The organism is Nocardioides sp., from assembly GCF_047607365.1.
Classification (GTDB): domain Bacteria; phylum Actinomycetota; class Actinomycetes; order Propionibacteriales; family Nocardioidaceae; genus Nocardioides.
This window is the reverse complement of the sequence record NZ_JASGDD010000174.1, coordinates 1-21575: the sequence shown is the minus strand read 5'-3', so window position 1 is coordinate 21575 and position 21575 is coordinate 1. Positions and strand designations below refer to the sequence as shown.

Here is a 21575-nt window from a genome sequence, read left to right as displayed (position 1 = left end):
GCGCCTTCGGCCGCGACCGCTTCGCGCGGTCGCCGCCCTGGGCGGCGGGTCGCGCCACCGCGACCTGCCGCGCCCCCGAACCGGCCCCCGGACCAGCAGGCCCCGTCGTCGTCATGGCGCCGATCCTCGCACGTCCGGCGACCGATCGGCGTCAGATCACTCCTCGGTCGAGGTCTCCTCGACCGTGTCGCCGATGCTGCCGTCGGGCTGGAGGCCCTTGAGCTCCACGACGTTGCCGTCGCTGTCCTTGACGGTCGCACCCTCGACGATCTGGGCGAGCGCCTTGCCGCGGACGATCTCCGCGGCGTACTCCTGCAGGTGGTGCGGGTGCTCCTGGATGTGCGCGAAGGCCTGCTGCGGGTCCTGGCCGGAGTTCTGGGCGCTGCGGATGATGTGCTGCGTCAGGTCCTGCTGGGTGACCTCGAACTGCTCGCCCTTGGCGATGTCGTCGAGGAGCAGCTGGGCGGCGATCGCGTCACGGACGCGGCGCTCGAGGTCGGCCTCGAACTCCTCGATCGTCTGGCCCTCCTCCTCGAGGTACTTCTCCATGGTGAGGCCGGCCCACTGCAGCTGCTGCTCGAGCTGGCCGCGGCGGTTGGTCAGCTCGTCGGCAACCAGCGCGTCGGGGAGCGGGATCTCGACCTGGGCGAGCAGCGCCTCGAGGACGGCGTCGCGGGCGGCGGCGGCCTGCTCGAGGCGCTTGCCGCGGCCGAGGCGCTCACGCACGTCGGCGGTGAGCTCCTCCAGGGTGTCGAACTCCGAGGCGAGCTGGGCGAACTCGTCGTCGAGCTCGGGCAGCTCCTGCTCCTGGACCTGGCCGACCTTGACGTTGACGTCGACCTCCTGGCCGACGAGGTCGCCGCCGACGAGGGTGGACTGGAACGTCTTGTCGTCACCGGCGGAGAGGCCGGTCGCGGCCTCGTCGAGGCCGTCGAGCATGCCGCCACGGCCGATCTGGTAACTGAGTCCCACGGCCTCGGCGCCCTCGACGGGCTCGCCGTCCTTGGTGGCGGAGAGATCGATCACGACGAAGTCGCCGTCGGCGGCCGGGCGCTCGACGTCCTTGAGGGTGCCGAAGCGCTCGCGGAGCGCCTGGACCTGCTCGTCGACGTCGGCGTCGGTGACCTCGACCGCGTCGACGGTCGCCTCGATGCCGGCGTAGTCCGGAACCTCGAAGACCGGCTTCACGTCGACCTCGGCGGTGAACTCGAGCGGGCCGTCGGCGTCGTACTTGGTCACCTCGACCTCAGGCTGCGCGAGAGGCGTGATGTCGTTGGCCTGGATGGCCTCGACGTACTTCTCGTTGAGGATGTCGTTGAGGGCCTGGTCGCGGGCGGCGCCGGGGAACTGGCGCTCGATCACGGCGGCGGGGACCTTGCCCTTGCGGAAGCCGGGGACGTTGATCGACTTCGCGATCTGCTGGTAGGCCTTGTCGAGGCTCGGCTTGAGCTCCTCGAAGGGCACCTCGACGGTCAGCTTGGCCCGGGTCGGACCCAAGGTCTCGACAGCGCTCTTCATCTTCTGCTCTTTCATCGTGGACGGAACTGCGGGAGTGCGTGGTGGGTGCGTGGGACCGCACCGAACAGGAGTCGGGGCGACAGGACTCGAACCTGCGGTCTCCTGCTCCCAAAGCAGGCGCGCTAGCCACTACGCTACGCCCCGCGGACCTCTTCGAGGGGATGACGGGAATCGAACCCGCGTGGCCAGTTTGGAAGACTGGGGCTCTACCATTGAGCTACATCCCCGCTCGCCGCCCCGCGGCCGTTCGGCCCCGTTTCAGCGGGCCCAATCGTGCCACAGCGCTCCATCCGGCTCACAACCGGTGGACGACCACCATCGTGCGGTCGTCGTTGCGGGCGCCGAGCCGGTCCACGAGGCGCTGGGCGGCGCCGACGAGGTCGACCTCCATCTGTGCGGTCGCGACACCGGCCAGCAGGTCGATGCCGGCGTCGATGTCGCGTCCCGGCTCCTCGACCACGCCGTCGGTGTAGAGCATCACGGCACCGCCCTCGACGAGATTGCCGGTGACGCCGTCGTACTCCGGATCCTCGACGAGCCCGAGGAACGGCCCGGACGTCTCCAGCCGCACCCAGGAGTCGTCGGCGAGCCGGCGCAGGGCGGGCGGGTGGCCGGCGGTGCGCAGCTCGTAGTCCCCGGTCGCGAGGTCGACCGAGAGGTGCACCGCGGTGGCGAACCCCTCGTCCCACTCCTGCCGCAGCAGGTAGTCGTTGGCCGCCGGCAGGAAGCCGGCCGGGGGCACCGAGCCGAGCAGGCCCCCGAGCGCGCCGCACAGGAGCAGCGCGCGGGTGCCCGCCTGCTCGCCCTTGCCGGAGACGTCGACGAGCACCACCTCGAGGCGGCCGTGGCTGCGCTCGGCGAGGATGAAGTCGCCGGCGAAGAGGGTGCCGCCCGCGGAGGTGAGCGCCGACTCGACCAGCCACCCGGGCGGCAGCTGCGGGATGCTCGCCTGGCGCAGGATCCGGTCGCGCAGGTCGACGAACATGGTCTCGCCCTGCACGCCGCCCACCCCGAGACGGGCCCGCCGGAAGGCGGTCAGCAGCACGATGAGGCCGAGCAGGAACACCACCGCGATCGCCGAGACCGTCTTGGGCGTCGTGTTCTGCACCTGGCTCACGCTGACGAGCTCGAGCGCGAGGATCCCGATGACGAACCACGACAGCGTCCGCGGCGTCAGGATCAGGCTCCCGATCACCATCGGGATGAGGAGCAGGTTGAGCGAGGCCCAGGAGTCCTGCCAGGCGATGAGCACGGCGCAGACGATCGCGAGCAGGCTCAGCTCGACGGTCAGGCCACGCTCACTGACGAGCCGGTCCCTCCAACGCATCTCAACCCCTCCCCGAACGAGTGTGTGAGCTCTGAGTCTGTGAGACGACTGTGCGGGAACGGTAGGGTCTTTGGCACTCAGAACACCAGAAGAGGTTCCGTCCCTCGACCTCCGCGGTCCGCACGGCCGCGCCGCAGACCAGACACGGCTGACCCGCCCGACGATAGACGTAGACCTCTCCCCCGTGGTCGTCGCGCCGTGGCTCGCGCCCCATCGCCTCCGGCTCGTGCTCGGGTCGGACGGTGTCGATCCGGTTGCGCTCCACCCCCTGGCGCATCAGCGCCACGAGGTCGTCCCACAGGGCGTCCCACTGCCGTCGTCGCAGGCTCCGCCCCGGGCGCCGCGGGTCGAGCCGGTGCCGGAAGAGCAGCTCTGCGCGGTAGACGTTGCCCACGCCCGCGAGCACCGACTGGTCCATGAGCAGGCTCGCCAGCGAGCGCTCGGTGGCGCTGATCCGCGCCCACGCCCGCCCCGGGTCGGCGTCCGCGCGCAGCGGGTCGGGTCCGAGCCGCGCGACGCAGGCCTCGACCTGGGCCCGCGTCCAGAGGTCGCAGGCCGTCGCGCCGCGCAGGTCGGCGACGTGGGTGCCCCCGACGATCCGCAGGCGGACCTGGCCGACGGCGGCCGGCACGTCGCCGTCGTACGCCGTCAGCGCGAGCTTGCCGTAGAGCCCGAGGTGGACGTGGACGAATCGTGGGGCCTCGCCGGGTCCGTCGAACTCGAGGACGAGGTGCTTGCCCCAGGCATCGGCGCCCAGGAGGACGGCGCCATCGAGCCGGCGCGCCTCCGCCTCGAAGCGCCCCTGCGGCGACCCGACCCGCACCCGCTGGCCGGCGAACGCCGACGTGAGGTCGTCGGCGAGCCGGTGGAGGGTGTGACCCTCGGGCACCGGTCAGTCCTGGTCGTCCGCCGGCCCGAGTCCCCGCGCGGACTCCGGCAGCGGCGGACGGACGCCGTCGGCGTCGTACGCGGTGAGCTGGCCGATCCTCCGGACGTGACGCTCGTCCTCGCTGAACGGCTCGGCGAGGAAGAGCTCGACGAAGCGGGTCATGTCCTCGAGGCTGTGCATCCGCCCACCGACGGCGACGACCTGCGCGTCGTTGTGGTCGCGAGCGAGCTTGGCCGTCTCGTCGCTCCAGGCCAGCGCGGCGCGGATGCCCTCGACCTTGTTGGCCGCGATCTGCTCGCCGTTGCCGGAGCCGCCGATGACGACGCCCAGCGAGTCGAGGCCGGCGTCGCGGTCGCGGCGGACGCCCTCGGCGGCGCGGATGCAGAAGACGGGGTAGTCGTCGAGCGCGTCGTAGACGAAGGGGCCGTGGTCGACGACGTCGTAGCCCAGCTCGGTGAGGCGGTCGGTCAGGTGGGCCTTGAGGTCGAGACCGGCGTGGTCGCAGCCGAGATGAACGCGCATGCGCCCATCCTCTCAGGCGAGCTCTCAGGCGAGCGAGTCGAGGAACGCCCCGGTCTGGCGCATCGCCAGGTCGTTGGCCGCCGCGAACTCCTCATTGCGCCAGAAGGCGTGCGGCACCCCGAGGTAGCGGGTGCCGACCGCGTGTACGCCGGCGGCCCGGAGCACGCCGAGGAGGTGCTCGCCCTCGTCCCGGGCGATGTCCTCCTCGGCGGTGAGCATGAGCGTCGGCGGCAGCCCGCCGAGGCCGGGAGCGGTGAGCGGCGCCACGTCGGGGTGGGTGGCGAGCGACGGGTCGGAGGCGAGGTCGAGGTACTGCCCCCAGTACCACTGGGCCTCCTCGCGGTCCCAGGTCCAGTCCGTGGCGTCGTAGCTCGGGAAGGCGCTCGCGGGGTCGAGGAACGGGTAGACGAGCACCAGCGCGGAGACCAGGCCCGGGTTGCGCAAGGCCCCGACGAGGGCGAGGTTGCCGCCGGCGCTGTCCCCGTGCGCGACCACGAATCGGGTCTGGCTGGCGGCCCACGCGAGCGCGTGGTCGACGTCCTCGACGGCGGCCGGGAACGGATGCTCGGGGGCGAGGCGGTAGTCGACGCTCAGGACCGAGCGCCCGGTCCGGTTGGCGAGCCGCCGGGCGGGCGCGTCGTGCACCTCGACGTCGTTGAAGACGAAGCCGCCGCCATGGAGATGGACGATCAGCCCGTTGTCGTAGGGCTTCCGGTCGTCGATGCCCGCCGGGATGTAGAGCCGGGCCGGCACGCCGGAGGCGTCGAGGTCCTCGACCCAGGCGACCTCCTCCTTGGCCTGCGCGGAGGCCTCGACGCGGCTCGCCTCGCGGTCGGCAAGGGTCTGGCGGTAGTCGTCGTCCTCGGGCACATGCACGGCGTGCAGCCTGTCAGAGGTGCTCGGCGATGCGCGAGGCGATTTCGCGCATCGCCCTGCCGCGGTGGGAGATGGCGTCCTTCTCCTCGACGCTCAGCTCGGCCGACGTACGACCGTCGGGGGTGTCGTCGGCGACGAAGAGCGGGTCGTAGCCGAAGCCGCCCTCGCCCGCCGGCGCGCGCAGCACCCGGCCCGGCATCCGGCCCTCGACGACGAGCTGGCCGTCCGGCCCGTCGGCGTACACGAAGGCGACGGCGCAGGTGAAGTGCGCGCCGCGCCGCTCGTCGGGGACGTCGGCGAGCTGGTCGAGCAGGAGCCGGTTGTTGCGCTCGTCGTCCTTGGGCGGCCCGGACCAGCGGGCGGAGAGGACGCCGGGCATGCCGTTGAGCGCGTCGACGCACAGGCCCGAGTCGTCGGCCACCGACGGGATGCCGGTGGCGGCGAAGCCGGCACGGGCCTTGATCAGGGCGTTGCCCTCGAAGGTGGGCGCGTCCTCGACCGGCTCGTCGTAGTGGACGCCGACGTCGTCGAGCCCGAGCACCTCGACCCCCGGGACGAGCGGCGCGAGGATCCGCTCCATCTCCTCGATCTTCTTGGCGTTGCGCGAGGCCACGAAGACCCGTGCCCCACCGGTCACCGGGCCAGCGCCTCGCGCTGCAGCGCGGTCAGGTCGGCGCAGCCCTTGGTGCCGAGCGCGAGCAGCGCCTGGAGCTCCCCCAGGTCGAAGGCGGCGCCCTCGGCGGTGCCCTGGACCTCGATGAACTTCCCCTCGCCGGTCATGACGATGTTCATGTCGGTCTCGGCACGGGAGTCCTCCTCGTAGGGGAGGTCGAGCCGCGGGACGCCGTCGATGATCCCCACGGACACCGCCGCCACGGAGCCCGTGATCGCCTGTGAGACGCCCAGCTTGGCGGCGGCGTCGGCCAGGGCGACGTACGCGCCGGTGATGGAGGCGGTGCGGGTGCCGCCGTCCGCCTGGAGGACGTCGCAGTCGAGGTTGATGGTGTTCTCCCCCAGCGCCTCGTAGTCGATCACGGCACGCAGCGAGCGCCCGATGAGCCGGGAGATCTCGTGCGTGCGACCGCCGACGCGGCCCTTCATCGACTCGCGGTCCGAGCGCTCGTGGGTGGAGCCGGGGAGCATGGCGTACTCCGCCGTCACCCAGCCCAGGCCCGAGCCCTTGCGCCACCGCGGCACACCCTCGGAGGCGGAGGCGACGCAGAGCACGCGGGTCTTGCCGAACTCGACGAGCACCGATCCCGCCGGGTGGTCGAGCCAGTTGCGGGTGATCGTGATGGGGCGCAGCTCGTCGTCGGCGCGGCCGTCGGCCCTGCCGGATCCGGGGGAGGTCGTCATGTGCCCGACCCTAGAGCCCGGCGCCGACGGAGCCCTATTTGACCTCGGCGCGCAGGATCCGGCGCAGGCCGATCGCCAGCGGCAGCGCCACCCAGATGACGGCCGCGACGAGGAAGTGCGCCCACTGCTCACCGGTCATGCTCGACAGCTCGTAGAGATGGGACTGCGCGTCGAGGAAGTTGATCCACGGCGCGATGTCGGCGAACCAGCCGATGTTGGCCGACCCGATCGCGATGATGCCGGGCAGCACGTAGGAGTAGGCGAAGTAGACGACGATGGCGGCGGCCGTGTTGAGCAGCAGCGACGCCAGCGCGAAGCCGGTGAACATCGCGAGCGTCTGGGTGATCGCGAAGCCGATCAGGCCGTCGGTGAAGTCCCGATCCCACCATGTCGCGTCGCCGCCGGCGGCCACGAAGATCACGCAGCAGACCAGGCCGACGAGCAGCGCGAACACGATGGTGGCCGCCGCGAGGAGTACGCCGACGAGCAGCTTGGCCGCGATCACCCGGCCGCGCCGCGACTCCAGCGAGAAGGTCACCATCGCGGTGCGCTGGGTCCACTCGGTGGTGACGAGCATGATGCCGAGCACCGGCAGCAGGACCGAGGTGATCATCGCCGCGATCTGGGTGAAGACGCCCCAGGTCACGTCGGTGGTGTCCTGGGTCAGGAAGACGATCAGCGAGATGACCTCGGCCGCCGCGACCAGCAGGCCGATGACGGCGAGCAGCCAGAAGCCGGCCCGGGTGTCGCGGGTCTTGCGGAACTCGACCGCGAGGAGGCGGGCGAACGGGACCGGCTGGTCGGCGGGCGGCAGCGCGGTGACGGGAGCGATCGCTCCGGCGGCTCCGGTGGTGGTCATGCGGGGTTCCCCTCTCGCTGGGTGTCGGCGGTGAGCTCGAGGAAGAGGTCCTCGAGACCGGCGCCGCCAGAGCGCAGGTCGGTCAGGACGATGCCGGCGGCGAGGGCCGCGCGGCCGACGGTCTCGGTGGAGGCGTGGACGCGCAGCCCGGTGCCCGCCACCTCGCTGGCGACGCCGTCGGCCTCGAGGGCGGCGGCGAGCGCGGGGTTGTCGAGCGAGGTGACGAGCGCCTGGCTCGGTCCGGCCTGCCTCAGCAGCGTCTCGCGGTCGCCCTGGGCGACGATGCGCCCACGGCCGATGAGGATCATCTCGTCGGCGACCTGCTCGACCTCGTGCAGCAGGTGACTCGACAGCAGCACGGTGCCGCCACGGTCGGCGTAGGACTTGAGCAGTCCCCGCATCCAGCGGATGCCGGCGGGGTCGAGCCCGTTGGCGGGCTCGTCGAGGATCAGCACCTTGGGGTCGCCGAGCAGCGCGTGCGCGATCCCGAGCCGCTGCTTCATGCCCAGGGAGTAGTTGCGGATCTTCCGCTTCGCCTCCGAGGGGGTGAGCGAGACGAGCGTGAGCATCTCGTCCACCCGGCTGTCGGGCAGGCCCATCATCCGCGCGCCGAGGGTCAGCACCTCGCGGCCGCTGCGGCCGCCGTGCTGGGCGCTGGCGTCGAGGAGGACGCCGACGTGCCGGCCGGGGTTGGGGATCTGGTGGAAGGGCAGGCCGTCGATCGTCACCGTGCCCTTCGTGGCCGCCGTCAGGCCCACCATGATCCGCATCGTGGTGGACTTGCCGGCCCCGTTGGGGCCGAGGAAGCCGGTGACCCGGCCGGGCTCGCATCGGAAGGTGACGTCGTCGACGGCGGTGAAGCCGCCGTACGTCCTGGTCACGCCCTGGACTTCGATCATGCCCCCACCCTCTCAGGCGACTCCCAGGACCTCCATCCGGAAACACCCTGAATCAGCCCTGACGAATGTCACTGGCCGGAAACAGCTCCTAAGGTTAGGCATGCCTTGGTCTCTTGTCATGTGCCACCGGTCCCCTCGCACGATCGCGGCGCCGCTCCTGCTTGCCATGACGTTGAGCGCGACCCTCCTGAGTGCCGTGGTCGCAGCGCCCTCGCCGGCCGCGGCCGCCACCACCGACTCGGTGGAGACCACGACGGGCTGCGTCGCCAGTGTCCCGGATCCCGGCTCCACCGAGCCGGTCCAGATCTGCTGGTCGCTGTTCCGGCCGGTCTCCGCGACCGCGAGCCATCCGGTGCCGCTGGTGATCCAGAGCCACGGGTGGGGTGGCTCCCGCACGACCGATCCGACGTGGCTGCTGCCGCTGATCGACTCCGGCTACGGCGTGCTCTCCTTCGATCAGCGCGGCTTCGGCGACTCCGGCGGACGGGCCCAGATGCAGGACCCCGACATCGAGGGCAGGGACATCGCCGAGCTCGTCGACCTGGTCGGCCAGCTCACCTGGGTGGCGCAGGACGGCGACGGAGATCCGCGCCTGGGGGCTATGGGCGGCAGCTACGGCGGCGGCTTCCAATACCTGGGCGCCTTCACCGTCGAGCGGAACGGCAAGCCGGTCTTCGACGCACTCGCTCCGGAGTACACCTGGTTCGACCTCGAGGAGAGTCTCGCTCCCAGCGGCGTCGTGCGCACCCAGTGGGCCAGCTTCCTCGCCGCGACCTCCTCCGACGCGCTGGAGCCGGCGGTCGCCCTGGCGTTGGCGGAGGGCATCGCCGCCGGCGAGTTCCCCGCCTCACTGCACACGCGCTTCGAGCGGAACGGATCGAAGTGGCAGGTCTCCCAGGGCAAGCGCCTCGACGTACCCGTGCTCATGGGGCAGGGCACCACCGACACCCTCTTCGACCTGCGCCAGGCCCTGTCGAACTGGCACCTCGCGCTCACCGACCGGGCCCGCGCGCGGAGCATCCTGATCGGGTACGACGGCGGCCACACCATCGGCGCCGTCACCGGGCAGACGCCGCCCATCGCCTCGGACCCCTGCAGCAAGGAGCTGGCGGGAGGCGACTTCCTCGCGCTCACGGTGAGGTTCTTCGACGAGCAGCTCAAGCACAGGCAGACCGGGCTGGGCGGCTACGGAAGGATCCACCTCGGGACGCCGGGCCAGGCATGCGCGACCGTCGACGACGATCGGCCGACCAGCGCATACGACGCCGGCACCGTGGTGACCCCGGTCTCGGCGGGGCCGCAGGTCGCCACCCCGATCGCGACCGGGCCGCTCCGCGTCGCCGGCTCGCCGTCCGTGACCGCGGACGTCACCACGACCGGCCCGGATGCCCGCATCTTCGCTGGGCTGGCCGTCGGGACCTCCCCGCAGAACGCCACGCTGGTGCAGGACAACGTCCTGCCGCTGAGGGTCGCGACCCAGGTCACGAGCCAGCGCCTCACCTTCGACCTGCCCACGGTCGCGGTCGACGTCCCCGCCGGGCAGTCGCTCTACCTCCTGACGTCCCCGACCAACACCGTCTTCGCCGCCATGGCCAGCCGCGTGCCGGGCCTGGTGACGCTGAGCAACACCCGGGTCGACGTCCCGGTGCGGGACGCGCGGGCCGACCAGCCCACCGCGGCGTGCCGCGACACGCAGGCGCCGACCACCACCCCGGCCAGGCGCCACGTCAGGAAGCCGGTCGGTCGCCGGCTCCGGCTGCGCGGGATCGCAACCGACGCCGCACCTGCCGGTTGCGTCGCCTCGGTCGCCTCGATCCAGGCCGTGCTGAAGCAGGTCGTCGGCGAGCAGGGCTGCCGCTACATGTTGCCCCACGGCCACTGGACCCGTGTGCTCACGAAGAGGAAGTGCCGGGCACAGACCTGGCCGGAGCGCCGGTCGCTGCGCGTCGCCGGCACGACGACGTGGACGTTCCTCAGCCCGGGTCGGCTGCGCAGGCGCGCGACGTACGTCCTCACGATCCGGGCGATCGACCGCGCCGGCAACCGCGAGCCCCTCGGCGCCCGGAAGGTCGTGATCCGCACCCGGTAGCCGGTCCCGTCACAGGGTGTAGACGGCTCCGGCGGTGGCCAGCTCCGGCGCGCCGTCGTACGCGCTCTTGGCCTCGGCGAGGATCTCCTGGCTGTCGTGCCACGGGGGGATGTGGGTCAGGACCAGCCGGCGGGCACCGGAGCGAGCCGCGACCCGGCCGGCCTCGAGGCCGGTGAGGTGGAGGGCGGGCGGGTTGACGTCGGCCTCGCGGAAGCTCGCCTCGGCGAGCAGCAGGTCGGCGTCGCGGGCCGTCTCGAGCAGCGTGTCGGTCGGGCCGGTGTCGCCGGTGTAGGCGAGCACGGCGCCGTCGGCCTCGATGCGGAAGGCGTACGCCGGCACCGGATGCTCGACCTCGTAGGCCGTGACGGTGAACGGGCCCACCTCGACGCTCTCGCGGTGGTGGTGGCGCCGGAAGGTGAACTCCTCGCGCATCCCGGGGGTGCGCGGAAGGTCGTAGGCGCGGGCGAGCCGCCAGCCGGTGCCCTTGGGGCCGTAGACCGGAATCTTCGGCTGCTGCCCCCGCGGGTGGTACTTCCGCATGACGTAGTAGGACGTCATGTCGAGGCAGTGGTCGGCATGGAGGTGCGACAGGAAGACCGCATCGACGGCCAGGGGGTCGGCGTACCGGTGAAGGGCGCCGAGCGCCCCGTTGCCGAGGTCGAGGAGGATGCGCCAGGTGCGCGTCCCCCCGGAGCCGTCAGGCCCCTCGGCCTCGACGAGATAGCAGCTGGCGGGAGAGTCGGGGCCGGGGTAGGAGCCGGAGCAGCCGACGACGGTCAGCTTCATGTCAGGCCTCCTGCGAACTGTGCGGCGGCCACCATCTCCGGACCGAGGAACCGGCGTCCGATCGTCTCGAACTGCTCGGGTGCCCCCGTGGTGAGGAACCGATACGTCGGGTCGCCACCCTGCCGCATCAGGCCCGTCGTGGCCAGCATCTTGTAGACGTCCTTCGCGCACTCCTCGGCGCTGGACACCAGCGTGACGTCGTCGCCCAGGATCGAGGAGATGATCCCGGTGAGCAGCGGGTAGTGCGTGCAGCCGAGCACGACGGTGTCGACCCCGGCCACGATGAGCGGCGCGAGGTAGTCGTGCGCAGCCTCCGTCAGCTCGGGGCCGCTGGTGACTCCCGCCTCGACGAACTCCACGAACCGGGGGCACGCCCGCGAGGTCAGCTCGATCCGCGGAACGGCCGCGAAGGCGTCGTCGTAGGCCATCGAGCTGATCGTCGCGTGCGTCCCGATGACGCCGATCCGGCCGTTCTTGGTCGCCCGCACAGCGCGTCGCGTCGCGGGCAGGATCACCTCGACGACCGGCACCGCGTAGCGCTCGCGCGCGTCGCGCAGCATCGCCGCCGAGGCCGAGTTGCAGGCGATGACCAGTGCCTTCACGCCCTGGTCGACGAGATGGTCGAGGCACTCGAGCGCGTACTCGCGCACCTCGGCGATCGGCTTCGGCCCGTACGGCGCCCGCGCGGTGTCGCCGACGTAGGTGATCGACTCGTGCGGCAGCTGGTCGATGACGCTGCGAGCGACGGTGAGACCACCGAACCCGGAGTCGAAGATCCCGATCGGAGCATCCACGTCGACCACGGTTGAGAGTGTACGGCCGCCCACGGGGTGGGCTACGCCCAGAGCTGGCCCTCGAGGGACTCCTCAGCCTCGTCGATGGTGCCCTCGTAGGCGCCGGTGGAGAGATACTTCCAGCCGCCGTCGGCGACGACGAAGGCGATGTCGGCGGCCTCCTGGGCGGCGAACGCCTTGGCGGCCTGGCCGAGGGCGGCGTGGAGGATGGCACCGGTGGAGATGCCGGCGAAGATGCCCTCCATCTCGAGCAGCTCCCGCACCCGGCGTACGGCGTCACGGGGGCCGACAGAGAAGCGGGTGTCGATCAGCGAGGCGTCGTAGAGCTCCGGCACGAAGCCCTCGTCGAGGTTGCGCAGGCCATAGACGAGCTCGCCGTAGCGTGGCTCCGCGGCCACGATCCGGACGTCGGGCTTGGCACCCCGGAAGAAGCGGGACACGCCCATGAGCGTCCCCGTCGTGCCGAGGCCGGCGACGAAGTGGGTGATCGACGGCAGGTCGGCGAGCAGCTCGGGACCCGTGCCCTCCTCATGCGCGAGCGCGTTGGCGGGGTTGCCGTACTGGTAGAGCATCACCCAGTCGGGGTGCTCCGCGGCGAGCCGCTTGGCGTTGCGCACCGCCTCGTTGGAGCCGCCGGCCGCGGGCGAGGAGACGATCTCGGCGCCCCACATCCGCAGCAGCTGGCGGCGCTCCTCCGAGGTGTTCTCCGGCATCACGCAGACGATGCGGTAGCCCCTGAGCTTGGCCGCCATCGCCAGCGAGATGCCGGTGTTGCCCGACGTCGGCTCGAGGATGGTGCAGCCGGCGCGCAGGGTGCCGTCCTTCTCCGCCTCCTCGATCATCTTCAGGGCCGGGCGGTCCTTGATCGAGCCGGTCGGGTTGCGGTCCTCGAGCTTCGCCCACAGGCGCACCTCGGGCCGGCCGGGCACGTTGAACGGGCTCGCGAGCCGCGGCAGCCCCACCAGCGGGGTGTTCCCCACCGAGGCGACGAGGCTGTCGTAGCGCACGGCTCAGCCGCCGGCGACCGCCGGCAGCACGACGACATTGTCGCCGTCCTTGAGCGTCGCCTCGAGGCCGCCGAGGAAGCGGACGTCCTCGTCGTTGACGTACACGTTGACGAAGCGCCGCAGGTCGCCGTCCTGGATCAGGCGGTCCTTGATGCCGGGGTGGTTGCCCTCGAGGTCGTCGATGAGCGCGGACAGCGTGGCGCCGTCGGCGGAGACGGCCTTCTCGCCGCCCGTGTAGGTGCGCAGGATGGTCGGGATCCGGACCTCGATGGACATGTCTCTCCTCAGTAGTTCAGTCGACGCTTGCGGCGGCGTCGTGAATGGCGACCTCTTCTTCGGTCACCTCACCGTCGACGATTCGGTAAGAGCGAAACTCGACCGGGCCCTCGTTATTCCCGTGCTCGCGCGTGCTGACCAGCACGTAGTGCGCGCCGGGCTCGCTGGCCAGCTTGATGTCGGTGACGCTCGGGTAGGCCTCGGTGGCGGTGTGCGAGTGGTAGATCACCACCGGCTCCTCGTCGTTCGCCCACATCTCCTTGTAGAGCTCGAGCAGCTCGGTGCTGTCGTACTCGTAGAAGGTGGGGCTGCCCGCGGCGTTGATCATCTCGACCACACGGGCCGGACGGTCGCTGCCCTCGGGGCCGACGACCATGCCACACGCCTCGTCGGGGTGATCCCGCTTGGCGTGCGCGACGATGCGGTCGTACGTCGCCTGGTCGATGGTCAGCACGCGAACAAGCGTAGGGGGTCGGGGTCGGCCGGTCGTCAGCCGCCCAGCGACTGGACGAGGGTCTCCTGCAGATAGCCGACCCAGTCGTAGATGTCGTGGGCCTGCGCGGTGGGGTCGTCGTCGGGCAGGGCGAGCCAGTAGTCCTCGTCGCCCTCCTCCACGCCGAGGCGGGTGGCGAGGGCGAGCCGGATGTCGGTGAAGGAGCGCAGCCAGGTCAGGGCGGCGCCCTCGTCGAGCTCGACGTCGATCATCAGGCCGTCCTGGCTGAGCTCGGGAGGCAGGCCGGCCTCCTCGAGCGTGTCGATGATCAGCGAGGCGGCGTCGGCCTTGCCGTCGCGCAGGCCCTGCTCGGTGAAGCGGCGGAAGTCGGCGGCGGACTCGCCGTCGTCTCGGTAGGCCGTCGGGAAGAGCCGCGCCAGGACGGGATCCTCGGGCTCGGTGGTGGGGCCACTGAAGTCGAGCAGCGCCTCGAGCGGATCGGTCTCGACCTCGGCGGCGCTCTCGTTGCGGAGCAGCTCGACCAACTGCGCCGCGAGCGAGCGGAGCAGATCGGCCTCGAAGCCGCTGAAGGTCGCGAAGACGACACCGGAGCGCCGGTGCCGGGAGAAGCCGGTCATCGGGCCCGCTTCACTCTTGCTTCTCGAGCGTCGCCCAGAGGCCGTACTCGTGCATCGCCTGCACGTCGCGCTCCATCTCCTCGCGACTGCCGGTCGACACCGCCGACTTGCCGTCCTCGTGGACCTCCATCATGAGCTTCTCGGACTTCTTCTTGGAGTAGCCGAAGTGCTTCTGGAAGACGAAGGTGACGTAGGACATCAGGTTGACCGGGTCGTTCCAGACGATCGTCACCCATGGCATCGCCGGCGCGGTGACGTCCTCGGCGATGGGGTCGTCAAGCTCGGTGGGACTCGGCGCGGTCACGACTCAAGGATGTCACGGAGGACGCCCACCGCGGTGGCAAGCTCCTCCTCGGTGCGCCCCGCGGCGCGCAGCCGCTCGCTGATCGTCGCGGCATACGTCCCGCGGTACGCCGTCAGCGCGGTGACCCCGGCCGCCGTGAGCGACACCACCGACCCGCGCGCGTCGGTCGGATGGGGCGCCTTGCTCACCAGACCTCCCTCGACCAGCTGGGAGACGGCGGTCGACATGGTGGGCTGGGAGCAGCCGTCGATGCGGGCCAGATCGGTGACCCCGAGCGGCCCGTTCTCCTCGAGCACCGACAGCACGCGTACGCCGGCGGGCGCCTCGTGCCGGCGCCGCAGCGCGCGAACCAGGCGCGCCGCGTAGATCGCGATGTCGGCACTCAGCGCCATGGGAGTCTCGACGTCGTGGGCGGAGCTCATGCGGGCGAGCCTAGCGAGTTGATTTCCATAGGTTGACTATATAGTCTGAGGGCAATCGAAAGGACTCCTGTGAACCTCCTGAAGCAGCCACGTGCCGTCCTCGCGGTGGCCTTCGCCGCCGTCATCTCCTTCATGGGCCTCGGCCTCGTCGACCCGATCCTGACCTCGATCGCCGCCCAGCTCGACGCCTCCGCCGGCCAGGTGTCGCTCCTCTTCACGTCCTACATGGCCGTGACCGGGGTCGCGATGCTCATCACCGGCTTCGTCTCGAGCCGGATCGGCGCCAAGCGCACCCTCCTGGCGGGCCTGGTCCTCATCGTCGCCTTCTCCGCGGTCGCGGGCCTGATGGACAGCGTGGGCGGGATCGTCGCCGCCCGCGCCTTCTGGGGCCTGGGCAACGCGCTCTTCATCGCGACCTCGCTGGCCACGATCGTGCAGTTCGCGTCCGGCGGCCTCAAGGGCGCGATCCTGCTCTACGAGTCGGCCCTGGGCATCGGCATCGGCCTGGGGCCGATCGTCGGCGGACAGCTCGGCGAGATCTCGTGGCGCGCGCCGTTCTTCGGTGTCGCGGTGCTGATGCTGGTCGCCCTCGTCGCCACCGGAGTCTTCACGCCGGCCACTCCCCCGCCGGCCGAGAAGACCTCGATCGCCGACCCGATCAAGGCGCTGCGCTACCCCGGCCTCCTCGTCGTCGCGGTGACGTCGCTGCTCTACAACTTCGGCTTCTTCACGCTCATGCTCGCCGCGCCGTTCCCGCTCGACACGACGGCGTCGAACGTCGGCTGGATCTTCTTCGGCTGGGGCCTGCTGCTCGCGGTCAACTCGATCTGGGGCGCTCCCTGGCTCGAGTCGCGGATCGGCACGGTCGCCGCGATCGTGGTCGCCCTCGTCGGCTTCGCCACGCTGCTGGCGATCATGGCGATTTGGACCGAGCACAAGGCGGTCATCGTCGTCTGCGTGATCCTCGCCGGCGCCTTCCTGGGCATCAACAACACGGTCATCACGACACTGGTCATGGGATCGGCCCCCGTGCCGCGGCCGGTCGCCTCGGCGGCGTACTCCTTCGTGCGCTTCGCCGGCGGCTCGGTCGGCCCCTACCTGGCCGGCAAGCTGCTCGAGCACAATCTGCACGCGCCGTTCTGGATGGGTGCCGGCGCGACCGCGCTGGCCGTCGTCGTGCTGCTGGCCTTCCGGCGCTTCGTGCCCGCGACGAGCGCGCCGGCCCACGGCTCGGAGGACGAGGCGCTCGTGCTGGAGACCGCCGACGCCGACTAGGGTGTGTTGATCGATTCGGCGCCGTCGCGAGCGGCGTCCAGCGCGTGCGCTGGCAAGGCGGAGCGAGGAGCGATGCCGGAGGCATCGCGACGAGTGACAACGCCGCCAGGGCGCGTGCTGGGCGACGCGCAGCAGGCGTCCGAATTGATCAACACGCCCTAGCGACGGCGGGGGGCGTACGTCGGCGCGGTGCGCTTGAACGCGGCCTCGCGCGCGGCCTTGGCGTTGGCCCCGAAGAGCAGCAGGAGCTGCTCGACCCGCTCCCGCGCGAACGTACGCCGGGGGCTGCTGCCCCAGGTGTCGTTGAAGAGGCGCTTGGCGGCCGCGAGGGCGTCGGGCGACTTGGCGCTCAGCCTGTGGGCCAGGGCCGTCGCGGCGGCGACCGGGTCGGGGGCGAGCTCGGTCACCAGGCCGAGGTCGTGGGCCTCCTTGCCGCTGAAGGACTCCGCGGTCATGGTGAGCAGCTTGGCGCGGTCGATCCCGACCAGCTCGGAGAGCGACTGGATCCCCGACATGTCGGGGATGATGCCCCACTTCCCCTCGAGCACCGACCACGTCGAGTCGGGGGTGGCGATCCGGAAGTCGGCGCCCAGCGCGATCTGCACGCCGCCGCCGAGGCAGTGGCCGTGGATCGCGGCGATCACCGGGACCGGCACGCTGCGCCAGGCCCAGGAGGCCTCCTGGAAGGTGTTGGTGCCTCCGCTGCGCCAGGGGCGGGGCAGGAAGGCCGTGGCGATGTCGGTCGGCTTGCGCAGCACGCTGGCGAAGTCGAGCCCGGCACAGAACGCGTCGCCCTCGCCCGCGATGACCACCGCGCGCAGGGCGGTGTCCTTGCGGAGGCGGTGGGCGGTCGCGACCAACTGGTCGAGCAGGGGCAGCGTGAGCGCGTTGAGCTTCTCCGGCCGCGTGAGACGCACCTGGGCGATGCCGTCGGAGATCGTGCAGGTCACCAGATCCATGTCGAGGATTCTAGGACGTGCCCTCGCGACCCGATCAGCGCGCGGCGCGGGCCTCGAGCTCCTTGAGCATCCGGGTCCGGTCGCGGCCCTTGGCGCGGACGATCCGGCCGAGCTTGAGCAGCTGCGACGGCAGGGTGCGCGGGGTGGTGGTCTGCCACCAGCCGTTGGGGAAGGAGAGCCGCAGCGTCTTGTGCCAGGCGCTGCCGACCTGCTGCGGCAGCGGGCGGGTGTTGTAGGGCAGGCCGTAGCGCTCGAACAGCGCGCGGACGCGGGGGGCGACCTCGGCGTACCGGTTCGACGGGAGGTCGGGCCAGATGTGGTGCTCGATCTGGTGGGAGAGGTTGCCCGAGAGCAGGTGGACCGCCTTCGAGCCGGAGATGTTGGCCGAGCCGACCATCTGGCGGACGTACCAGTCGCCGCGGGTCTCGTTCTCGGGGAGCTCGTCGAGCTCGAAGGTCGCCACGCCCTCGGGGAAGTGACCGCACATGATCACCGAGTGCGACCAGACGTTCCGGCCGAGGTTGGCGAGCACGTTGGCCGCCAGCGTGAACGGCGCGCTCGGCCCCGACAGCAGCGGGTGGACGACGTAGTCCTTGATCGCCTGCTTGCGGATCTTCGCGAGCGTCGCCTTGACCTCGGCGACGTGCTCGGGCGAGCGCTCCTCCTTGGGTGCCCGGAGGTAGTCGCCGAGCTTGAGGTCGTAGGCGGCGATGCCGTACTCGAAGAAGAGCATGTTGAGCGTGTTGTACGCCGTCTGCCAGAGGCACTTGGGCGTCCACTCCTGGCTCTCGTCGACGCGGACCAGGCCCCAGCCCAGGTCGTTGTCCATGCCGACGATGTTCGTGTAGGTGTGGTGCTCCTCGTTGTGCGACCTCTTCCAGCCCTCGGCGGTCGCGGCGTTGTCCCACTCCCAGGTGGTCGAGTGGATCTTCGGGTCGCGCATCCAGTCCCACTGGCCGTGGAGGATGTTGTGGCCGATCTCCATGTTCTCGAGGATCTTCGCGATCGCGAGCCCGGCCGTGCCGGCGACGAAGGCGGGCGGGAAGGCGCTCACCAGGAGCACCGCGCGGGAGCCGAGCTCGAGGTAGCGCTGGCTCTTGATGACGCGGCGGATGTAGGCCGCGTCGCGGGCGCCGCGGCTGTCCATCACCTCCTTGCGGATGGCGTCGAGCTCGCGGCCGATCTCCTCGATGTCCGCCGGCGTGAGGTGGGCGATCGGGTTGTCCGGGTCCGCGACGAGGCGGTTGTCGTCGGTGAGGGTCATGTCGGTCTCCTGGTGGGATCAGGGAGTCAGTGGTCGATCACGCAGGCGCCGGCGGCGGCGCTCACGCAGGTCTGGACGTTGAGGCCGTCGGTCTCGCCCGGGATGGCGACGATGAGGTCGCCGTTGCGCAGGTCGCGGACGGCCCCCTCGCGCAGCGGCAGGACGCAGCCGAAGCAGATGCCCATCCGGCACCCGCTCGGCATGAGGACGCCGGCGACCTCGGCGGCGTCGAGGATCGGGGTGGCGGCGTCGAGCTCGAGCTCGACGTCGCTGCCGGTGTCGGCGCCGGTGAAGCGGACGCTGCCGCCCTCGCCGACGACGACCGTGGTCGCGCGGAACTGCTCGGTGTGGAGCTCGCGGCCGAGCTCCCGGTGGTGGTCGCCGAGGGCGTCGAGCAGGCCGGCCGGCCCGCAGGCGTAGGTCGCGCGCTTCGCGAGATCCGGGACCAGCTCGTCGAGGTGCGCGGTGTCGAAGACGCCGCGCTCGTCGTCGTACCAGCTGACGAGGTCGATGGCGCCGGCGGCGTCGAGGGCCTCGAGCTGCTCGACGAAGATCGAGTCGGGGCGGCTGGGGGCCAGGTGGATCAGCGTCACGTCGACGTCGCTGCGCGTGATCACACCGGCGTCGGTGACCGGGAAGAGGTTGCGCAGCATGCCGATCACCGGCGTGATGCCGGAGCCCGCGGTGACGAAGAGGAATCGCTGGTCCGCGAGCGGGTCGGGCAGGACGAACTCGCCCTGGGCCTGCTCGATGTGGACGATCGTGCCGGGCTCGGTCTGGTGCACGAGGTAGGGGCTGACCTTGCCGCCGTCGACCGCCTTGACGGTGATGGAGATATGGCCGTCCGCGCGAGGGCCGTGCGTCAGGGAGTAGGCCCGCCAGTGGCGTACGCCGTCGACGTCGACGCCGATGCGGAGGTACTGCCCCGGCACGTGACCCGCCCAGTCCCGGCCCGGCCGCAGCACGAGGGTCGCGGCGTCGGCGGTCTCGGGGTGGACCTCGACGACCCGCGCGCGCAGGTCGGCGCCCTTGCGCAGCGGGTGGAAGAGGTCGAGGTAGTCGCTCGGCACGAGCGGGGTCGCCAGCAGCGCGGCCACCTGGCCGGCGCGCTCGCGGAGCCTCGTTCTCATGCTTCCATGGTGAACCGTCACCGGGAGTAAACTCATGTCCAGATGACGTGAAGATCGCGATGTCAATTGTTCGCAGGAGATAGAAATGGCCCGTTTCGCCCTGAAACGCTCCCCGAATGCGGAGCTCGGGCTCACCCCGCCGATCGTGGAGCGGCTCGAGGCGATCCTGCCGAAGGTCGGCGAGGACGTCGTCAACGCGGTCATCGCCGAGGTGCCGAGCTATCAGGACGCCTGGGCGGACGGGAAAATGGCCGGCGTCATCCAGACCGCCGTGGAGGTCGCGCTCTCCGGCTTCCTCGCCGTCGCGGCGGGCGGCGGGCTGGAGGAGATCGCGTCCGCGACCCCGGAGGCCATGCAGGGCGCCTTCGAGCTGGGCCGCGGCGAGGCCCGCAGCGGGCGTACGCCGGAGGCCCTCCTGGCCGCCTACCGGATCGGGGCGCGCACGGCCTGGCGCGAGCTGTCCGCCACGGCTCTCGACGCCGGCCTGCGGCCCGAGACGCTCGTCGAGTTCGCCGCGCTGGTCTTCGCCTGGATCGACGAGGTCTCCGCCGCGTCGGGCGCCGGTCACGCCGAGGAGCTGGCGTCGGCCGGCCGGCTGCGCCAGCGCCTGCTCGCGCGCCTCGGACGCCATCTCGTCGAGGGCGCGGCCGTCGAGGTGATCGACGACGACGCCGCGCGCGCGGACTGGAAGCCGCCCTCGACGCTGACCGCCGCGCTGGTGCCCAACGCCCAGCTCGCGCCGGTGCTCTCGGCGATCTCGCCGGCCACGCTCGAGCTCGACTCCGGGCCGGAGACCGAGGGCATGACCGTGCTGCTCGTCCCCGACATCGACGGCCACCGGCGCGGTGCGCTGCTCTCCGCGGTCGGCAGCCGCGGCGGCGTGGTCGGGCCGGCGAAGCCGTGGCGCGAGGCACGGCTGTCCTTCCAGCGCGCGCTGCGGACCCACGCGGCGGGGTGGACCGGCGACACCGAGGAGCACCTCGTCGACCTGGTGCTGGGGGCGGACGCCGACGCGCTGGCCGACCTGCGGGCCGCCGTGCTCGCGCCGCTGGCCGAGCTGCGCGCCGGAACGGCCGAGAAGCTGACCGAGACGCTGCGCTCGTGGCTGCTGCACCAGGGCCGCCGCGACGACGTCGCCGCCGAGCTCTTCGTGCACCCGCAGACGGTGCGCTACCGGATGGGCCAGCTCCGCGAGGCGTACGGCGACCGGCTGGACGACCCACGGTGGGTGCTCGCCCTGACGGTCGCCCTCGGGCACGCGCAGGCGCCCTGAGCGCCCGCCCGGATCTCAGCGGAGGAGCGTCGGCAGGCGGCGGATCAGGAGATCCAGGGCGATCGCGGCGATCAGCAGGAGGATCGCGAGCACCACGAAGGGCCAGGGGCTCCACTGGTCGACGCAGTGGAGCCCGTCGTCCCCGAGCGGCTCGCACACCGTCCCCGGCCCCTGCCTGTTGAGCCACGCCGGGTAGAGCACCGCCAGGCCGACGCCGGCCAGGGCCGCGGCATGGCCGGTGCCCCTGAGCCGGCCCCACGCGAGGCCGACGACCACCAGGACGCCCGTGCCGAGGAGGACGAAGGGGCCGATCGTCAGGATGCTCAGGGCCCCGATGCCGGCGGCCGCCCCGCACGCCGCCCACCACGCGTACGCCAGGAGCGCCCCACCCCGGCTCACCCGGCGACCGCGCGGGTGCCCGTCCACCTGCTCCACGCTCGGCCCCTGCCCTCGTCCTCGGGTCGTGCCCCCGATGCATCGGTACTGTAGGACGACTCCGATGTCGTCGCGCGGTGTTCGACTGCTCCTTCGGCACCTTGGTCGGCCGCGCCGGGACGTCCTAGGGCAGGATCGGAGCGTGCGCGGAGCCCTCGTCCTGCTGATGGCCCTGGTGCTGGCCTGCGCCGGGTGCGGCGGCGCGCGCCAGCCGGCGGCGACCACCTCGCCGAGCGCGTCGGGC

Annotated in this window: 24 protein-coding genes and 2 tRNA genes; 3 read left to right on the top strand and 23 right to left on the bottom strand. The window is 71.6% G+C overall.

Annotated features, from left to right (window positions below):
- Positions 1 to 156: 156 nt before the first annotated feature.
- The 11 genes from tig to QM572_RS13595 form a co-directional block, all read right to left on the bottom strand.
- Complete coding sequence (gene tig / locus QM572_RS13645; RefSeq protein WP_415094012.1) at positions 157 to 1518, bottom strand: trigger factor; 1362 nt, start codon at positions 1516 to 1518, stop codon at positions 157 to 159.
- A gap of 71 nt (positions 1519 to 1589) precedes the next feature.
- Positions 1590 to 1662 (bottom strand) — tRNA-Pro (locus tag QM572_RS13640).
- A 12-nt stretch (positions 1663 to 1674) separates the two neighbouring features.
- Positions 1675 to 1745, bottom strand: a tRNA-Gly gene (locus QM572_RS13635).
- Positions 1746 to 1813: 68 nt separating this feature from the next.
- A complete protein-coding gene (locus tag QM572_RS13630) occupies positions 1814 to 2845 on the bottom strand; it encodes a PP2C family protein-serine/threonine phosphatase (protein ID WP_415094010.1) in 1032 nt (343 codons plus the stop codon).
- 1 nt (position 2846) lies between these two features.
- The gene (locus QM572_RS13625) at positions 2847 to 3734 is read right to left on the bottom strand and encodes an Fpg/Nei family DNA glycosylase (protein ID WP_415094008.1); all 888 of its coding nucleotides are present in this window, start codon (positions 3732 to 3734) and stop codon (positions 2847 to 2849) included.
- Positions 3735 to 3737: 3 nt separating this feature from the next.
- Entirely contained in the window at positions 3738 to 4256 is a 519-nt protein-coding gene (locus QM572_RS13620; protein WP_415094006.1) for a ribose-5-phosphate isomerase, read from the bottom strand.
- Between the two features lie 24 nt (positions 4257 to 4280).
- The gene (locus QM572_RS13615) at positions 4281 to 5132 is read right to left on the bottom strand and encodes an alpha/beta hydrolase (RefSeq protein ID WP_415094004.1); all 852 of its coding nucleotides are present in this window, start codon (positions 5130 to 5132) and stop codon (positions 4281 to 4283) included.
- A 13-nt stretch (positions 5133 to 5145) separates the two neighbouring features.
- The gene (rdgB, locus tag QM572_RS13610) at positions 5146 to 5769 is read right to left on the bottom strand and encodes an RdgB/HAM1 family non-canonical purine NTP pyrophosphatase (protein ID WP_415094002.1); all 624 of its coding nucleotides are present in this window, start codon (positions 5767 to 5769) and stop codon (positions 5146 to 5148) included.
- Positions 5766 to 6488, bottom strand: a complete 723-nt coding sequence (gene rph, locus QM572_RS13605) for a ribonuclease PH (RefSeq protein ID WP_415094000.1) — start codon at positions 6486 to 6488, stop codon at positions 5766 to 5768. Before rph ends, rdgB begins: the two co-directional genes overlap by 4 nt.
- 34 nt (positions 6489 to 6522) lie before the next feature.
- Entirely contained in the window at positions 6523 to 7347 is an 825-nt protein-coding gene (locus tag QM572_RS13600) for an ABC transporter permease (RefSeq protein WP_415093999.1), read from the bottom strand.
- Positions 7344 to 8246, bottom strand: coding sequence for an ABC transporter ATP-binding protein (locus QM572_RS13595; protein WP_415093997.1), 903 nt, complete (start codon positions 8244 to 8246; stop codon positions 7344 to 7346). The genes QM572_RS13600 and QM572_RS13595 overlap by 4 nt, the downstream gene beginning before the upstream one ends.
- Before the next feature lie 166 nt (positions 8247 to 8412).
- On the opposite strand from QM572_RS13595, the gene QM572_RS13590 reads away from it, so the two are divergent.
- The gene (locus QM572_RS13590) at positions 8413 to 10335 is read left to right on the top strand and encodes a CocE/NonD family hydrolase (RefSeq protein ID WP_415093995.1); all 1923 of its coding nucleotides are present in this window, start codon (positions 8413 to 8415) and stop codon (positions 10333 to 10335) included.
- A gap of 9 nt (positions 10336 to 10344) precedes the next feature.
- On the opposite strand, the gene QM572_RS13585 is transcribed toward QM572_RS13590, so the two are convergent.
- The 8 genes from QM572_RS13585 to QM572_RS13550 are packed head-to-tail and all read right to left on the bottom strand — an operon-like array spanning position 10345 to position 14995.
- Positions 10345 to 11121 carry an MBL fold metallo-hydrolase gene (locus tag QM572_RS13585; protein WP_415093993.1) on the bottom strand — a complete coding sequence of 259 codons (777 nt, stop codon included), beginning with the start codon at positions 11119 to 11121 and terminating at the stop codon, positions 10345 to 10347.
- Positions 11118 to 11924 (bottom strand): glutamate racemase, encoded by an 807-nt coding sequence (gene murI / locus QM572_RS13580; RefSeq protein WP_415093991.1) that lies wholly within the window; start codon positions 11922 to 11924, stop codon positions 11118 to 11120. The genes QM572_RS13585 and murI overlap by 4 nt, the downstream gene beginning before the upstream one ends.
- Before the next feature lie 32 nt (positions 11925 to 11956).
- Entirely contained in the window at positions 11957 to 12922 is a 966-nt protein-coding gene (locus QM572_RS13575; protein WP_415093989.1) for a PLP-dependent cysteine synthase family protein, read from the bottom strand.
- Positions 12923 to 12925: 3 nt separating this feature from the next.
- The gene (locus QM572_RS13570) at positions 12926 to 13198 is read right to left on the bottom strand and encodes a MoaD family protein (RefSeq protein WP_415093987.1); all 273 of its coding nucleotides are present in this window, start codon (positions 13196 to 13198) and stop codon (positions 12926 to 12928) included.
- 16 nt (positions 13199 to 13214) lie between these two features.
- Positions 13215 to 13652 (bottom strand): Mov34/MPN/PAD-1 family protein, encoded by a 438-nt coding sequence (locus QM572_RS13565; protein ID WP_415093985.1) that lies wholly within the window; start codon positions 13650 to 13652, stop codon positions 13215 to 13217.
- 35 nt (positions 13653 to 13687) lie between these two features.
- Positions 13688 to 14269 carry a DUF2017 domain-containing protein gene (locus QM572_RS13560; RefSeq protein WP_415093983.1) on the bottom strand — a complete coding sequence of 194 codons (582 nt, stop codon included), beginning with the start codon at positions 14267 to 14269 and terminating at the stop codon, positions 13688 to 13690.
- A 10-nt stretch (positions 14270 to 14279) separates the two neighbouring features.
- Positions 14280 to 14573: an ATP-dependent Clp protease adapter ClpS gene (gene clpS, locus QM572_RS13555; RefSeq protein WP_415093981.1), complete on the bottom strand. Its 294-nt coding sequence runs from the start codon at positions 14571 to 14573 to the stop codon at positions 14280 to 14282.
- Positions 14570 to 14995: a MarR family winged helix-turn-helix transcriptional regulator gene (locus QM572_RS13550; protein WP_415093979.1), complete on the bottom strand. Its 426-nt coding sequence runs from the start codon at positions 14993 to 14995 to the stop codon at positions 14570 to 14572. The genes clpS and QM572_RS13550 overlap by 4 nt, the downstream gene beginning before the upstream one ends.
- 69 nt (positions 14996 to 15064) lie before the next feature.
- Here QM572_RS13550 and QM572_RS13545 point away from each other — a divergent pair, with 69 nt between their 5' ends.
- Positions 15065 to 16270, top strand: coding sequence for an MFS transporter (locus tag QM572_RS13545; protein WP_415093977.1), 1206 nt, complete (start codon positions 15065 to 15067; stop codon positions 16268 to 16270).
- A gap of 158 nt (positions 16271 to 16428) precedes the next feature.
- Here QM572_RS13545 and QM572_RS13540 read toward each other — a convergent pair whose 3' ends face one another.
- The 3 genes from QM572_RS13540 to QM572_RS13530 are packed head-to-tail and all read right to left on the bottom strand — an operon-like array spanning position 16429 to position 19623.
- A complete protein-coding gene (locus QM572_RS13540; protein ID WP_415093975.1) occupies positions 16429 to 17229 on the bottom strand; it encodes a crotonase/enoyl-CoA hydratase family protein in 801 nt (266 codons plus the stop codon).
- A gap of 34 nt (positions 17230 to 17263) precedes the next feature.
- The gene (locus tag QM572_RS13535) at positions 17264 to 18493 is read right to left on the bottom strand and encodes a fatty acid desaturase family protein (protein WP_415093973.1); all 1230 of its coding nucleotides are present in this window, start codon (positions 18491 to 18493) and stop codon (positions 17264 to 17266) included.
- A 26-nt stretch (positions 18494 to 18519) separates the two neighbouring features.
- The gene (locus QM572_RS13530; protein ID WP_415093971.1) at positions 18520 to 19623 is read right to left on the bottom strand and encodes a ferredoxin reductase; all 1104 of its coding nucleotides are present in this window, start codon (positions 19621 to 19623) and stop codon (positions 18520 to 18522) included.
- A gap of 85 nt (positions 19624 to 19708) precedes the next feature.
- Here QM572_RS13530 and QM572_RS13525 point away from each other — a divergent pair, with 85 nt between their 5' ends.
- Positions 19709 to 20896 (top strand): helix-turn-helix domain-containing protein, encoded by a 1188-nt coding sequence (locus QM572_RS13525; protein WP_415093969.1) that lies wholly within the window; start codon positions 19709 to 19711, stop codon positions 20894 to 20896.
- A 15-nt stretch (positions 20897 to 20911) separates the two neighbouring features.
- Here the strand turns inward: QM572_RS13525 and QM572_RS13520 are convergent, their stop codons facing one another.
- Positions 20912 to 21331 (bottom strand): hypothetical protein, encoded by a 420-nt coding sequence (locus QM572_RS13520; RefSeq protein ID WP_415093967.1) that lies wholly within the window; start codon positions 21329 to 21331, stop codon positions 20912 to 20914.
- Between the last annotated feature and the right edge of the window lie 244 nt (positions 21332 to 21575).